14 protein-coding genes and 2 pseudogenes are annotated in these 14,075 nt (G+C 57.6%); 7 read left to right on the top strand and 9 right to left on the bottom strand.

Annotation, left to right across the window (positions count from 1 at the left end; all coding sequences use genetic code 11):
* Window positions 1–115: 115 nt before the first annotated feature.
* From PY649_RS29570 to PY649_RS29560, 3 genes are all read left to right on the top strand, one after another.
* On the top strand, window positions 116–553 hold the full coding sequence (locus tag PY649_RS29570) for an antitoxin Xre/MbcA/ParS toxin-binding domain-containing protein (protein WP_245472420.1): 438 nt from the start codon (window positions 116–118) through the stop codon (window positions 551–553).
* Between the two features lie 173 nt (window positions 554–726).
* On the top strand, window positions 727–1,239 hold the full coding sequence (locus tag PY649_RS29565) for an RES family NAD+ phosphorylase (RefSeq protein ID WP_285872462.1): 513 nt from the start codon (window positions 727–729) through the stop codon (window positions 1,237–1,239).
* A 185-nt stretch (window positions 1,240–1,424) separates the two neighbouring features.
* Complete coding sequence (locus PY649_RS29560) at window positions 1,425–2,189, top strand: DUF5710 domain-containing protein (RefSeq protein ID WP_285872461.1); 765 nt, start codon at window positions 1,425–1,427, stop codon at window positions 2,187–2,189.
* A 143-nt stretch (window positions 2,190–2,332) separates the two neighbouring features.
* Here PY649_RS29560 and PY649_RS29555 read toward each other — a convergent pair whose 3' ends face one another.
* The gene (locus tag PY649_RS29555; protein WP_285872460.1) at window positions 2,333–2,644 is read right to left on the bottom strand and encodes a hypothetical protein; all 312 of its coding nucleotides are present in this window, start codon (window positions 2,642–2,644) and stop codon (window positions 2,333–2,335) included.
* A gap of 143 nt (window positions 2,645–2,787) precedes the next feature.
* On the opposite strand from PY649_RS29555, the gene PY649_RS29550 reads away from it, so the two are divergent.
* Both PY649_RS29550 and PY649_RS29545 read left to right on the top strand, forming a co-directional pair.
* Complete coding sequence (locus tag PY649_RS29550) at window positions 2,788–3,477, top strand: hypothetical protein (protein WP_285872459.1); 690 nt, start codon at window positions 2,788–2,790, stop codon at window positions 3,475–3,477.
* A complete protein-coding gene (locus tag PY649_RS29545; RefSeq protein WP_285872458.1) occupies window positions 3,474–4,061 on the top strand; it encodes an RES family NAD+ phosphorylase in 588 nt (195 codons plus the stop codon). The genes PY649_RS29550 and PY649_RS29545 overlap by 4 nt, the downstream gene beginning before the upstream one ends.
* Window positions 4,062–4,222: 161 nt before the next feature.
* Here PY649_RS29545 and PY649_RS29540 read toward each other — a convergent pair whose 3' ends face one another.
* On the bottom strand, window positions 4,223–4,804 hold the full coding sequence (locus PY649_RS29540; protein WP_285872457.1) for an NAD(P)/FAD-dependent oxidoreductase: 582 nt from the start codon (window positions 4,802–4,804) through the stop codon (window positions 4,223–4,225).
* Between the two features lie 228 nt (window positions 4,805–5,032).
* Here PY649_RS29540 and PY649_RS29535 point away from each other — a divergent pair.
* Window positions 5,033–5,281 (top strand): annotated as a pseudogene (locus PY649_RS29535) (RHE_PE00001 family protein); the annotation flags it as partial.
* A gap of 68 nt (window positions 5,282–5,349) precedes the next feature.
* Here the strand turns inward: PY649_RS29535 and PY649_RS29530 are convergent.
* The 7 genes from PY649_RS29530 to PY649_RS29500 form a co-directional block, all read right to left on the bottom strand.
* Window positions 5,350–6,465, bottom strand: coding sequence for a glycosyltransferase family 2 protein (locus tag PY649_RS29530; RefSeq protein ID WP_285872456.1), 1,116 nt, complete (start codon window positions 6,463–6,465; stop codon window positions 5,350–5,352).
* 21 nt (window positions 6,466–6,486) lie between these two features.
* Entirely contained in the window at window positions 6,487–6,975 is a 489-nt protein-coding gene (locus PY649_RS29525; protein WP_285872455.1) for a GNAT family N-acetyltransferase, read from the bottom strand.
* On the bottom strand, window positions 6,968–7,747 hold the full coding sequence (locus tag PY649_RS29520) for a hypothetical protein (protein ID WP_285872454.1): 780 nt from the start codon (window positions 7,745–7,747) through the stop codon (window positions 6,968–6,970). The genes PY649_RS29525 and PY649_RS29520 overlap by 8 nt, the downstream gene beginning before the upstream one ends.
* Before the next feature lie 212 nt (window positions 7,748–7,959).
* Complete coding sequence (gene yhhB / locus PY649_RS29515; protein ID WP_285872453.1) at window positions 7,960–10,107, bottom strand: cyclophane-forming radical SAM/SPASM peptide maturase YhhB; 2,148 nt, start codon at window positions 10,105–10,107, stop codon at window positions 7,960–7,962.
* Window positions 10,108–10,122: 15 nt separating this feature from the next.
* Window positions 10,123–10,302, bottom strand: coding sequence for a YhhA family cyclophane-containing RiPP (yhhA, locus tag PY649_RS29510; RefSeq protein ID WP_285872452.1), 180 nt, complete (start codon window positions 10,300–10,302; stop codon window positions 10,123–10,125).
* A 25-nt stretch (window positions 10,303–10,327) separates the two neighbouring features.
* Complete coding sequence (locus tag PY649_RS29505) at window positions 10,328–11,212, bottom strand: hypothetical protein (RefSeq protein WP_285872451.1); 885 nt, start codon at window positions 11,210–11,212, stop codon at window positions 10,328–10,330.
* Window positions 11,213–11,637: 425 nt separating this feature from the next.
* Window positions 11,638–13,092 (bottom strand): ATP-binding protein, encoded by a 1,455-nt coding sequence (locus PY649_RS29500; protein ID WP_285872450.1) that lies wholly within the window; start codon window positions 13,090–13,092, stop codon window positions 11,638–11,640.
* A gap of 387 nt (window positions 13,093–13,479) precedes the next feature.
* On the opposite strand from PY649_RS29500, the pseudogene PY649_RS29495 reads away from it, so the two are divergent.
* A pseudogene (locus PY649_RS29495) lies at window positions 13,480–14,051 on the top strand (zinc-binding dehydrogenase); the annotation flags it as partial.
* Window positions 14,052–14,075 lie beyond the last annotated feature (24 nt).

Genomic DNA, 14,075 nt, shown 5'->3' with positions numbered 1-14,075 from the left:
ACTTCGCCATCGGCTTTTAGGCGAGTCTTCCACTCTGTGGCTGAGTCTGGATCTTCTCTCACGCTCTTGAAGTTCTGCCATTTGGCAGTATATTTACTGTCAGATGGAGGCCGCCATGGTCGTAGCACATGCAGTTCGAGATAATGGAGTACCGCAGGCGCCTGTTAATCTCGGCGACGAAAACGCGCGCGAAAGGCTGACGCCAGCCGCTGTGTCTGGAGTTGTCCGGTTGGCTGAGATTTGGCGCCTCACCAGCGGTGAGATATGTGCCCTCCTGGGCGATGTATCGGAACGAACGTGGTTCAGAATGAAAAAAGGAGAGTGGACGGGAAGCCTCTCCCAAGACAGTTTGACAAGGGTCAGCGCCCTAATCGGAATTTTCAAGGGCCTACGGCTTTTGTTCTCGGAACCATTGGCCGATGAATGGGTGAAGCTTGCCAATAAGGGACCGCTTTTCGAAGGCCGGCGGCCGATTGACGTGATGATCGAAGGTGGCATTCCGAAACTCCTGCTCGTAAGGCGCCATATTGACGCGTTGCGAGGTGGCCTTTGATCGAGCCTGCCCGCGCAGATATCGTTCAGCGCGACACTGTCCGCCTTATATCTACCGCACGGCTCAAGGAACCCGTGTTGTTGGCTCTTGTGCCGAGCCATGGCGCGTTGGAGGATCTAGCCGAACTAGAGGGAGCGACCAGCGGCCGCCTTCAAGCCCAGCAAGGCGGGCTTTTGGATCTTGATCCCAAGGAGCTCGTCTTCGGCCGGCCAGGTCACACTTTCATCAACGCGGCGTTCACCTACACCCGCCCGGGCGGCAACCGGTTCAATGACGATGAACGCGGCGCCTGGTATTGCGCCTTCCAAGCCAAGACTGCCTTGGCTGAAGTGTCGTTTCATCTGACGCGCGAACTTGAAGCGATCAACCGTTTCGAGAACGTGACGGACTACGCGGAATTGATCGCCGACTTCGTGGGTCAATTTCACGACCTGCGAGGCGCGGATTTCGCAACGGACCCTAGCCTGAGCTCGGAGCCCAGGGTCGCCTACCCAGCAGGGCAAGCTCTTGCGAGGTTGCTTCGCAAGGAAAAGGACAGCCCGGGGCTGATCTATCCTTCCGCCAGATTGATAGGAGGGACCTGCCTGGTAGCTTTTCACCCCTCGCTCGTCCAAAACCTGCGGCAAGGGGCAATATGGCGACTCGAGTGGCAGGGAACACCCAGACCGGAGATAACGAGGCTTTGATGTCAGAGGTAAAAGACGCCTCGCTCCAAGACTGTGGTGACATTCAAAAACCAGCTCATGATCCAGCGCCTTGAAATGGTTGAGGCGCTTTCCGAGTGCACGAACCGCAACTGCATCAATTTGCCGGTCGGATCATCTACAAACATCAGCATGGAGATAACCTCGCTACCGGCTGAGAAAGTCGCTTGGCAGGGGAGAAGAGCTTCAAGGCGTCCCACAATTTCTGGCGTGGCTCGTCCCGCTCGCTTTACGTGGATTCAGACTGGATACGCCGGCCAACCTGCTTGAGAAAAGAAAGGTTGTGGATTTCGAAGACAGCGATACTTCTGGACGTGATTTCTTGGCAATCTATCCCCAACAAAGAAGACTCAGCGGAGGTGACGGTGATGCCTAACCCAACGCAGGAAAGCAATTGGCAGGATAGAGCTGGTGAGAATGTCTTCGAGATGTGCATTGCCTACTGCGGCCCAGGCTTCTGGATACGAAGGACGACTTGGGGCAACAGCCTTGCGCGCATTGTCGGCGTCGGGCCTATCACGCAGCCCGCGCCGTACTTTGGGAATCCATCCGTCTTAATGGATGTCTACTCGCTGAGCGGCGAGTTGAAGGACACTCTAGCGCCGGTGCCGGTTGCCGGGACCTACAAGACCTGGCGACGTATCGACCCGCCGGCCTGGACGGACGCGGGAAGTTTGAGACCGCTCGATGACCCGGCGATCGACGAGGCGCTCGCGAAACTCGACAAGCGGCGTGGCAAGCAGCCCGGCGGACGTTTTTCACACGAACCTCCTTTCGGCGTCGAGGGTGTTATGCTCAAGGTGCCGTTCGCTCGGAAGGAAGAAGCGAAGGCCATCGGCGCTCGCTGGTCGTTGGCTGACAAATCCTGGTGGCTCCAGGCGGGGAATGACGCCGCCCTCGCCAAGGCGCGCAAGTTAGGCTTCCTCGACTAGATCAGGGAACCGCCGATATACGTTCTGCCGATTTGCAAAAGCGACAATGAGGCCCATCGTGACCAATGGGGCAGTTGCGTCTGCCGCAATTGCCGCGAACGCTAGAATGCCAAGGTGAGAGAAAAAGATATTCCGCAGCGATCCTAAAAACTATGCGTCCGTGCAAGCGTGGCAATTTGGTCCTCCGCGACAAGCATGGCGCCTACTAACCGCGTCATGAACTCGAACAGCGGGTCGTCATCATCCAAGTTCCATGCGAATTGCGGTGCGAAAACGCTGTGATTGATGGCGGCTTCGACTTTCGCGTCGAAACCCTCCACTCGGACAGCGAGAAATCTATGTTCGTCATCCGGTGTTTTCTGGCGCTTCTTTGTTGATTTCCACCCGAAACTGAGCCGGATCAGTTCCGGGTGGAAATCAACACTTAGGACGATAACCGCTGCTATTGATTGCAATGAGATAAACTTCTCGGGTCACATCCCTCAAAAGCTCGGTTAGGACCGGGTCGGCGGAGCTGCCGGAGTCGATAAGTTGACAAATTTGACAAATTTGACAAAGTTGCTCAAATGTCTACGTTAACTGCCAGGAGATGAGACACATGGCAGAAAAGGCAAATACGAGAGCTTCGACCATCGCAGCGAAAACGCGCGGTACGGCTGTGCTGACAATGTTCACAATGAAGGGCGACCCCATCAAGGCGCTCTCCGGATTCAAGCTGCCAGCCGGCGCTCATGTTGCGATCGTATCGGCGAAACCGGAGTCCGTGAGCGCAATCAGGAAGTCGGTCCGCGGTCATGTCGCCCGGGTGACTGAGGTAATTGAGAAGGAATCAGCCACGGCGCAAGCGGATGAAAAGCCGCTGATCGACAGATCGGCGTTTGAACCCGACGCTCGCAGTCGGGCGATTCTTGAGGGCCTTCGCATCGCACAGGAGGATCTCCGTGACGCCGGCGGCGCCTATGACCTCGATCAGGTCCGCACGCTCATGCGCGGTGTGTCGCGGCAAGCCGTCGACAAGCGGGTGCAGGACGGTTCCCTGCTCGCTGTTCCCGGTCCGAGCAATCGTCGTAGCTATCCGACGCTGCAGTTCAATCGCGACGGCACTGTTGTGGCTGGACTCAAGGCGGTCCGAGAGGCCCTGCAGACTAGCAATCCGTGGGCAATCCTCAACTTCCTTACCAATCCTGATGCGCGGCTGGGCAATCGCAAACCGATCGACCTGCTGAAATCCGGCAACCTGGACCTTGTGCTTGATGCCGCGAAGCGGCACGGTGAGCAGGGGGCGTGAGCGGCCCATTGCCTCCCGCCGATCTGGACCGGCGCCAACCGGAACTGGTGGAGCTTCAGGCAGGAGCAGTGCTCCATCGCTTCTATACGGCGAAATGGGATCCGATCTTCTTCGACACCTCGACGAGTGGGCGGTTCAATGCACCCGATGCCTCCTACGGCGTTCTGTACGCTGCAAAGAAGATCGACGGGGCCTTCGCAGAGACGTTTCTGCGCATTCCCGGCCGCACGCTTATCGATACGGCCCTCCTCCATCGAAAAGCGTATGTTCGGCTGACCTTGACCAGAGAATTGAGGCTGGTCCGGCTCGCCGGACCGGGCCTCGCTCGCCTCGGCGCAACAGCTGAAATTTCGCATCAGGGGTTGCCGTACGACGTGCCGCAGACTTGGTCGCAGGCGCTGGCTCGCCACCCTTTAGGTGCGAATGGTATCGCCTACCACGCCAGGCATGACGATACCGAACTCTGCTATGCGTTGTTCGACCGATCGGCCAACGCGATTGCGGAGGTGGCACGTGAGTCGGATCTCGATCGGGACTGGTTCTGGCGTGTCGCTGAACGCTATGGGGTCGGGCTGGCTCCGTAACGACCAAGCCACTTTTAGTATCGATCTCAATACAGCCGAGCGAGATCACAACAGCGATTAGAGCCGAGGCGATTAGACAACGAACACGCCGGGAACGTTGCTTTCCCCGAACAATATCGATCTCGGGACGCAGGCACGCCCGCCTTTCGTCCCAGACGTGCTTAATCCAAGCGCACGAGGTGCTGTGTGTTTGGAACGAGCCCTTCATGTACGAGCCACGTCAGCGTCAAAAGTGCAAGACTGACCTTTGGTGTCGAACTCGATCGACCTGAGCCGTTGATCTCCGCGAGCGACAAGGCGCGAAACATCGGGAACGCGGGGATCTGCGCGGAACGGATAGTTCGCAGCATCCGCACGCGTTTCCAGACCTTATCGCGGTTATGGATGATCGCACTCAAATTGCAGAGTGCGGTTCTTATGCTGCTGATCCGCGGTGCAGTATCGAGGAGGACAGAAATCCTGACGCCCAATCCGACTAACTGCGTCGTGAACAGCAGCGTCAGCGGCCCGTTTCCGACAACCACGACCTTGCGGGGCGGTGCAACCGCTGAGGATTTCAGGAGAAGTTGCACCGCCCCGACGCTCATGACACCTGGAAGGGTCCGGCCCTCGAAATCTATCGGGCGCTCTATCGCACCCGTCGCCAAGATGAGTTTGCTGAACCGAAGGCGCGCAGGCGCATGATCCTTGGTATAGCTTGTCACGCCGCTGGCATCTGCCATGTCGATGCGCCAGGTGTGCATCAAAAATCGTCGTAAGACTTGCCTCGCTGAACCGGGCTATGGCCTTCGATGTTGTTGAATAGGCAGCTCCGAGAGCGTATCCATTCCGAAACGGTCGATCCTCCAATCCATGATAAATTTTGGCCGCCAGCGCTCGGGCGTTCATCGATCAGCGCGACCGAGAGCTCTTGACCTGCAGCCATCGATGCCGCCGCCCACAGTGCAAATATCGACAGCTAACCCACAAACATCGCGCTCACGCGTCCGCGTCTTGACGAGCGCATCACCCACTCGAAGGCCGTAGGGATGGATCGAGCGCATTTAGCCGACACCTGCGCCTCGCTGTGGATCGATGGCGAGCTCATCCATTTCGAGGATCTGGTGCTGCACGACGCCACGAAAGATATTCGCACGCCGACCCATGAACTCACCATCGCCCGCGATGTTTTGAAAACCTGCCGGCGCGTTGCCACGGATCCGCCCGCCTGGGTGCTCAGCTTCCAACAAGATCAAAACGATCACGTCTCGTTGCTGACCACCAGCCGGACAGACCCGGATCATGTTTTTCAGGGCGCAGTGATATAGAGACGATCCCTTCCGCCAGGTCCGAGTTCGGCCGGTGAAAAATACACATCCGCCGCCCATTCATCGACTTTGTGCAGAACCTTGTCGAGGAGCGCGCCCGGGTCGTTCAATGTCTCGTCGAAGATTGGGCCAGCTGCCTCGTGGATGCCCGGACCTCTTCTGAAATCACCGCCGCCAGGAGCGCCAATCTGCTGTACAAGCAGCGGCAGAAGCCAGAAAAGACCGACAATATGGGCCTGCCGGGTGCGCACGGCGGCTTTCAGGGCGAGTTTCGCGTCCGATGCCTCGAATGTCGCGAGGTCCCGGGCCCCGGGATTGCGGCTGTTCCACTCACGCCACCAGGCATGGTTGCGGGGGAAGCCGGCCGTTGCGAAATGTCTGACGGGGTTGCGCAGGATCTTGCGTCGGGATGGCGCTGCCGATGCGGTGCCAACCCGAACATGCCGCGCGCCAGCACGCTTGCCGCGAAGGAAAAGCCGCGATGTTTCGGCAAAGATTTCGTGACCGTCGCTGTCATAGTCCCGTTGATGACCACCCCAGTCTAGATAGGCGGAATAGAAGAAACCGGAAACCTTGTCGTCGATGACGACATCTGCGCTATCATCGGCCATCCAGTCCGCCAGTGCCGCGTCCGTTTCGTTGGCGAGGCCGACGAAGCCCGGATGCCCCTTGAGAAACCGATGCGGCGGATGGGTGGTGCCTTCCAACATGATATCGTTCGATTGCGGCGAGGCGACGGCCTGCATGGCGGCAACGTAGCCTGGATCGTAGAGGGTGTCCGCGTCAACCTGGAGGATCAAAAGCTTGTCGGCTGTCACGTCCTGCGCGCGCGCGATTTCCGCGGCAGCCAGTATCCCTCGGGATCGTGCCGGCACATAGCCCCTGACCGACTCTTCGCAGACGACGACTTCACCCGGTGCGGCGCGTGCCTTGATGGTACGCATGACATCCAACGTGCCATCGGTCGAGCCATTGTCGACTAAAATGAAGACCGCATGCGCGCTTCCGCTCTCTCCGGAAGTTGACCTGAGCGAGTCCAGCGAGGTCTCCAGCGTCCCTCGCTCGTTGAGACAGGGCATGACCACTGCAGTCAGCATCGGCGCGTCCTCCCACGCAGCTCAGGTTTCTTCCGCCGGGCCTCTTTGGCCGTCGGATTGGCGGTGCCAGACCATCACTTTCTGACGCTCCTCCGGCGGTGTCGCATCGACGAACCCAGCTTGCTCGGCGGCACGGGCCGAGGCGATGTTCGCCTTCTGCATATGGGCGTAGATTATGTCGTAGCGGCTGGCCCGTGCAGCCTTGGCATAGGCAATCTGGCCGATGTGCCGGCCCTGACTGGACAAATTGAGGTAGATCTGCAGGGAGGCATGCGGTCCGAGCGGCGGCGCGTCAATCAGATTGATGAACACGGTCCCACAGCGCTTGCCATCGACCTCAATGCGCCACGCTTCCCCATCGGGTCCACCACCTCGACCCTTGGTTCCCGGCGTCCGGATGAGATTGACTTGATCCGCAGCGACCGGCTCCCGGCGAGTCGCCCGAGGGGTGGGGCGCGGCGTGCGTCGCCGTTTGGCTGGCTTTGATCGCTGGTCGCTGGTTCTAGCCATCGCTCAGGCCCAGCCCGTCGACAAGACGTCGGTCGGCCTCTTGCCAGAACTCGGCCGGGAAAAAGCCCGGCGAAAAGGCGATGACGACGTCATCGATGCGCGCTGCAATATCGGGTTTGGTCAATACGCTCATCAAGTCGTCGATGCGTGCCATGATGGCGTCTCGTGGCGGATCAAGCGGCGACGCATGTAGTGCCCAATCGCTGTCCCCATCATACCGATTGTTAAAATAGTCCAGGTCAATATGAAGAAGAAGGGGTCGATCCTGCGTGTCTGTGAGCCAGTCATCGAGGCTTGCGGTCAACAGATATGTCGACGGGCCGGTGCGCTGCTCTGAGTCCCTGAGGATCATGGAGGGACGGGACGCAAGCGGGTCAAGCAAGCTGTCAGAAACTACGTCCGGCTTAAACCTGAAGATCTCGGTGGACCGGGCCTTCGGCGGCTGGCAGAGATGCCGGACTTCACATTGGGGAAAGCGATGCAGGAAGGGTGTCATAAAGCTTCCCATGCCGATGGCGCCGCTGGTGATGGCGTTTGTCACGGAAATGGGATCCAAAAGCGTAACCGGGTCGCCGCTGATCATGTCGGACCAACCATCAGCGCCAACCCGCAGGCGAGGCGATCCGAGGTCGCGATGATCGTCGACATGGAGAATGACTGGCTGCTGGTCAGCTTCGGGCTGGCGCGTCATCCATTCGCTCCAGCTCGCCAGCGTCCAGCTGTCATACAGGCAACGTAGGATTTTGCCGCTTCTGCGCTGCGCCGCGAACATGGTCTCATATCGCACGCCATCGCCCCACCAGGCAAGCCCGGCTGCGAGTGTGGGATCGACATGACGTTCCGGATCGGCCGGCCAGGCAAGGGTCAGCTCCCATGCGTCGCCGCAATCGACCGCACTTGCGTCTATATCGCAGAAATAGTCACGAAGAGTGGCATGGCGCTCGCTTGGGTCCGAGGGAAGGCGGCCCGGCGCGATCCGCATAGTTAGGCAGCGGCTGGCGCCTGGTGACTGGCGGCCTCCAGGACGTCAGCCAAGGCGACGCCGAGCTCCGTGAGCTCGCATTGACGCAGCGTGGCAATGCCGAGCTTGAGGTTCCGCTCGGTATCGCCCAATTGTTTTGCCGCGCGGTCCTTCATGCGGGCAGGCCCGTGGGCGAGGATGTGCTGCCAGAGGCGTTGCAGCTCGACGAAAACGAAGACGGCATGAAGCAATCCTGAGGGTGGTCGCAGGTCGGCGCGCCAGGGCGACACCACCCGCGGCGCAAAGCGGCTGACGGTGGGGCCGAAGCGTTCGAGCAGATAGAGCTTCTGATGGCGATGCTCGTGGACCAGCGAGTCGGCGAGATCAAAGGGGTCGATCAGGTGGCCGCCTTGCATGACCGAGACGAACAGGGTTCCAGGCACGGAATCGTCACTGAAGGAGACGATCTTTTCCGGATCCGCTGTCGGATCGCGCACAAACTGGACCGCTTGGCACGCCAGCAGCATTTCGTCGGCAAGAGCCGGACGCCAGCTGCGGACGATCGCAAAGGCTTCCTCGACAACTTCGCGTGCAACCGTTGCAACATTCTCACGCTCGAAAATGATCTGGTCCCCGAACGGCAGCTTCAACCAGGCATCGTTCTGTGCGACGTCCCATTTGATGGCTGCGTCCGGGTTGTAGGACTTCAGGACATCGACGAGATAAGCGATGTCGGCAAATATCGGCTTGCCGTCAACGTCGTGTATCTGGCGGCCCTGCGCCTGCGCCATGAACGCGTGGGTCCAGGCGACCATTCCCGGTCGTCTTGCAAGGCGGGCAAGGGCATCGACGTCAAGCCCGGCGAGCTCGCGGGCGATTTCCATTGCCTCGGGTCCAGCCTTTTCCAGTTCGGCCAACACCTGGTGCAGACGTTCGGTATAAGCCAGGTCTGCATCCGCCCGAAGGACCGCCATGGCCGGGCCGGCGGTCTCCGCCCGTTCGAATTCGCTCAGATTGAACGTTTCCGAAAGGCGGTTCGAGAGGTCCTCTTCCTCGGCGGTCAAATCCTGCACGAGGCGCGCTTTGACATGCGAGATCAGCGCAAAGAGTTCGCCGCAGTAAATCGAGGGATTGTTGAATCCATCGGCGCTGAAGCGGTGCGGCACCGATCCGCCCCCGCAGATGTCGACGACCTGACAGCTGAGGCAGTTTTCGCTGAGACCGTCCTTGCTGAGGAGGGCCCGATGCCGCTCGATCACCGGAGAGGCGGCTGCTGCGGAGATTGCCATATCCCGAACAGAGCCCTGCAGATCAGAAATGCGGTCGCCGACGATCTTCAAGACATCCAGATCGTGATAGCCGCCGTCGGTCTCGATAGACAGCAGATTGACGTCACCGAAGCCAAAGGCATCAGTCGCCGAGGGCAGTCCCGCCACGACATCAAGGAGAGCCTCGAAGGTTCGAAGCGGGATGTGCGGATAGCGGTCGAACCAGCAGTCGAAAGCGCGGATGAGCCAGTCTTTATAGATATCAGGCTCTGCCTCACGACCCGGTGGCGGTCGCACGTGATGCGCGTCAGGCAGCAGAAAATCGAGCTTCGGCGGGTTGATGTCATTGAAGAAGGCGAGCAAGTCTTCCGGATCAGACCTAGCGTCGATTACCGCGATGACGCCCGCAAAGATCTTCGGATGTGTCTCCAGGCAACAATAGGCCTCCATCACCTTATCAAAGCTTGACCGGCCCTTGCGCGTGGTGCGATGCCGATCATTGTCCACCTTTGAGCCGTCGAGACTCAATGACACCGAAATGTCGGCTGCCTCGAGCGCCGTCAGAACCGTGTCGGTGACGAGCAGACCGTTTGTCTGCATCGCGAAATCCAGTTTTACATCCGGGCCAACGGCATGACGCAACTGTTCAGCAAAGTCGGTGATACTTCCAACTCCGGCCAACAGAGGTTCGCCACCATGAAAAATGACGACGGCTCGTCGCAACCCCTCACCTTTGACGTACTCGGCCAGCCGCTCGGCAAACGCCTGCTTTATATCAGGAGACATGGTATTCGGCATGGATCTCCAGCTCTGATCGGCATGGTGATACACGTAACAATAGTCACAATCGAGATTGCAGCGTGAGGCAATCTTGACGAGGAACGACGTAATGCGCGCCGTCACGGCACAGCCGCTCCATTAAGAGCGATTATGCCGATGATGCATGCGGTCGTAACTGGTGATGACTTCGCTCGCCTCTGCATTGGCAAGGACGCGGCTGCGCAGCCGCTGAATAGCCGGATTAACGGATTGGCTGCGCAGAACCGAAGTCTTTACAGACTCGTCAGCGACTTTTTCTTCCTGCAGAACGTCAGACATTTTGGATCCCTGATTAGCAATAGATTTAGAGTATACGGTTCGCGCAAAGTTGCAATACCTTCCTGGCACAATCGCGATCTGAAAATAATCCGCACATCAGGGTGCCGCCCCCTTGTGGAATGACGCCTGCTATCCACGTGGAGATGTTACCGCTTTTCGCGTGATGCTCGATAATGCCGGAAAGGGCGACCGGGAAAGCGATATTGATTTGTGCGACATAACCGGCGAGCTGCGTTTCCGACTGTTTATCGATCGCGTCAAAGTGGAGGTTGTATAAATTTTCAAGTCTGTCAATAACCTGCTTTCCCCTTTCAATCGCCTCTTTGAGGCGCCCGAACGCGCCGCCATTGACCGTCACGCTTTGGAATTCGATCTTTCGTCTGGACGCTTCACGGTTACCCATATCCTCAAGGCGGGCGGCTAAATCGGCAAGAAGGGATTCCTGATGCTGAATATCGTATCGCTTCCGCCGGATCTCGCGACATATCGTTCGAAATGCCTGCAGGTCGACATGCTCTCTCGTTGAGATTGTCGATGTCGTCTCGAACGGGCGGAAGATTGCTTCGTGCTCACTGCAGAAGCCAGGAAAGGTCGATGCGTCGGAGGCGCCGATGCTTTTGATCTTCAATTCGCCATCCAGAAATCTTGGCGTGACCACATGCCCGTCCTCCAGAAGCTGGCTAATTGGACCCGATCTTTGGATCGTGTGTGATTTCGCGATGCTTGGTTTTGAACATCCCCGGTACATGCAACTGACTGGCTTTTGCCATCCAGCCGCCTTCGCCCCGATCATTTTATAAAGCGCTTTCATGCGCTCACCGTCGGATAAAAACAGCTGCGAGGGATTCTCGGCGGCGTCAAACAGCTTGTTCAAAACCTTCTTGGTTCTGTTCGGTATGTTTTTCTTCATGCGCAAACAACCTTAGACATTTTGAATCATCTCGATTCGTAGGCAGTACAGTAGGTAATGGATGTATATCCGGCGAAATAACCACCCGTCACCAGTCGCTTAATCGATACAGCTGGAGTCAATGGCGCGAGTCTCCTGCGCAATCGGACCCGTAATCGCCGCAACCTGGAGACGGGTATCGTCATCCGTCCAGCGAAATTGCGCAGTATGAGTGCGACGCGGTTCCGATGAAACTTATCGAAAGAACTCAAACGTAGCCGATGATGACGTTACTGAAGCCATCCCTTGGGCCGCAATTCATCTGTTAGACGTTCCGCTTCAGCTTTTGCTCGATGGTGCATCGTGAAATCCCAGACAAGGGAATTCAGGATTCGAAAGTGTAGGTCTGCAGCTCGTGTCCTTTCAAGCCGCTGCGATCGAAACGCTTAGGCCGCCCAATAGGGAACATACCGCGCGTTGCGCCTACCCTGGTCTGGATCCGCGGGCGCAATGCGGTTGAGCTTGATAGATTCGGCGATAATGGCCGAAACAGCCTGATATTCCTCCGGCGGAAGTGAAAACCGCTCTCGAAGTGTGGCGTTGCTCATGTAGTCGTGCGTGAGCCAACGAAGGACACAATGGAAAAAGCAGGCTCGCAGCTTTTCAGCCTTTGACATTTGAGCGAAGCTTTTCGGCGCGAACAAAACGACACGCATTGAATTTTCGGACGAGATGAAGTCGGGAGCGGGCAAATGCTGTGCTTCGATTTCAATCAAGGTCTTGTCGAGGCCGCCTCCGCGCTCCTCGCAAAGCCCGAACGAACGCATGGTTGCAGCGAGCTTCTCGTTTCTTGATCGGCGCTCATCGAGGATGCGGTCGGTGCTAATCAAGGAATTGCCAGGATTGGTGACTTCGATGCGGTTGTCGTAGATTTCGACCACGGGTCCAGCACCAGTCGCCATAAAATCCTGGTGGATGAGTGCGTTCGCGATAACTTCACGGACGGCGGTCTCAGGGAAGTGCGGCACCATACGCCGAACACCATCGATATATCGTTCTTCTTTAGGCAGGCGCTCCATCAAAAACCGCATCATTGCGGTAAAGCCGACGGCATATCCTTTCTTACCCTCTTGTTCGAAATCCGACCGAGACTTGTCTCGGCCGGCATATTTGACAATGCGGACAGTCTTTCCGGCGATGGATGGAAAGATCGTGACGTCGCGAGCCAACATGATTGCGCCGAGATTGGTTATGTCGAACCTGTTCTCGAGGTTGTCGAGCAGAAATCCGGCATCGACCATCTTTCGGATGATCTCCTGAGGGTTTTTGGGCCTGGGATCGCCCGTCAGATCGTAGATCGGATCGGGGTCGAGCATACCAAAGAGGTCGTCCGCAGCGACGTTCGGCGTTGCGACGGCAGTTTCGAAACGCCGGCGTCCCGTTGCTATCCAAAGTGCGCGTTCGTGCTCTGGAAACTCGGCGAGCTTTTTCTTGTTTTCGCCGATTCTGATAAATTCTGTACCAGAGAATTTGACCGGCCGCTCATGGGATGGCTCTATGGCAATGACGGAATAGGACAAGGTGTCACAAACAAAGTCGAGAACTTCAATGAGTATCCGGGGCTCAACCATGCGGGCTAGCCAATTGGTGAAGTCTTCATTGCCGTACTTTTGTTGCTGCAGACGAAGTTCCGTACCAACTCGTTTTTTGGTCCGGTCTTCTATCCCGAATACAAGAAAGGCCCGGTCTCGTCCGGCGAGTATTGCTGAATTCGCAAGCGCCGACACGTATTCTCCGATTTCGCGCGGATCCTTGTTGTTGATCTTGAACTCCAACCACGCGCTTTCGATGGGTTCTTCCAGTAGTCGATTGAGAAGAGAGCAGGGATCGTGAATGGGCATTGTAGGTCCTCTTTTATCCCCCTTATATCAGATTCGCCCGTTTCAGAACCTCCTGGCCCGGAAAATTCCGAACGGAAACAAAGTGATGGCACGAAGGCAAAGCGCGGATTTTTATCCGCGTTTTGATCGATTGCTCGCGACATCGCCTTGCCGAGGAAGAAATTCGGCCGCTTGGTTTATATCCTGGTTTTATCAGAATTCTGGAAGTTCACTTGAAACCACATAAATGAAAACAATAGGATAAGGACCAAACGAAGCGTCAATTATATCAGCCATAGACTGACGCTGTTCCTTCCGCCAGTTAAGCACCCTTATGCTGACACTAAGCGGCGGCCTCCCAGACCTGGTTCAGAATAAGAGCCGCAAGTGCTGCCTTATCCTGCGGCAAGCTATATCGGCTGCGGCGTCACCACCGGCATCGGCCTCAAGGTGCTTCAGGGTCTGCGCCATGCTGACGTCGACATGATCATCGGTGTTGATCTCAACAATGACAAGAAGGCCTGGGGCGAGCGCTTCGGCATGACGCATTTCGTCAATCCGAAAAAGGTCGAGGGCGACATCGTTCCTTATCTCGTCAACATGACGAAACCTGGCGCCGACCAGATCGGCGGGGCCGATTACACCTTCGACTGCACCGGCAACACCAAGGTGATGCGCCAGGCACTGGAAGCATCGCATCGCGGCTGGGGCAAGTCGGTCGGTCATCATCAGCGTTGCCGGCGCTGGCCAGGAGATTTCGACGCGTCCCTTCCAGCTCGTCACCGGCCGCACCTGGATGGGCACGGCACCTTCGGCGGCGCCCGCGGCCGCACCGACGTGCCGAAGATCGTCGACTGGTACATGGAAGGCAAGATCCAGATCGACCCGATGATCACCCACACCATGGCCCTCGAGGACATCACAAGGGCTTCGAGCTGATGCACTCAGGGGAAAGCATTCGCAGCGTGGTGCTGTATTGAAGCATCAATCCCAGGCGACATGCA

The sequence above is a fragment of the Rhizobium mayense genome, from assembly GCF_030272705.1.
Classification (GTDB): Bacteria; Pseudomonadota; Alphaproteobacteria; order Rhizobiales; family Rhizobiaceae; genus Rhizobium; species Rhizobium mayense.
This window is presented reverse-complemented; position numbering and strand designations above follow the sequence as displayed.

Coding starts and splice junctions, on each gene's coding strand:
- PY649_RS29570 (WP_245472420.1), top strand. CDS start 116: ATGGTCGTAGCACATGCAGTTCGAGATAATGGAGTACCGCAGGCGCCT.
- PY649_RS29550 (WP_285872459.1), top strand. CDS start 2,788: ATGGCAGAAAAGGCAAATACGAGAGCTTCGACCATCGCAGCGAAAACG.
- PY649_RS29540 (WP_285872457.1), bottom strand. CDS start 4,804: ATGCACACCTGGCGCATCGACATGGCAGATGCCAGCGGCGTGACAAGC.
- PY649_RS29530 (WP_285872456.1), bottom strand. CDS start 6,465: ATGCTGACTGCAGTGGTCATGCCCTGTCTCAACGAGCGAGGGACGCTG.
- PY649_RS29525 (WP_285872455.1), bottom strand. CDS start 6,975: ATGGCTAGAACCAGCGACCAGCGATCAAAGCCAGCCAAACGGCGACGC.
- PY649_RS29520 (WP_285872454.1), bottom strand. CDS start 7,747: ATGTTCGCGGCGCAGCGCAGAAGCGGCAAAATCCTACGTTGCCTGTAT.
- yhhA (WP_285872452.1), bottom strand. CDS start 10,302: ATGTCTGACGTTCTGCAGGAAGAAAAAGTCGCTGACGAGTCTGTAAAG.
- PY649_RS29505 (WP_285872451.1), bottom strand. CDS start 11,212: ATGAAGAAAAACATACCGAACAGAACCAAGAAGGTTTTGAACAAGCTG.
- PY649_RS29500 (WP_285872450.1), bottom strand. CDS start 13,092: ATGCCCATTCACGATCCCTGCTCTCTTCTCAATCGACTACTGGAAGAA.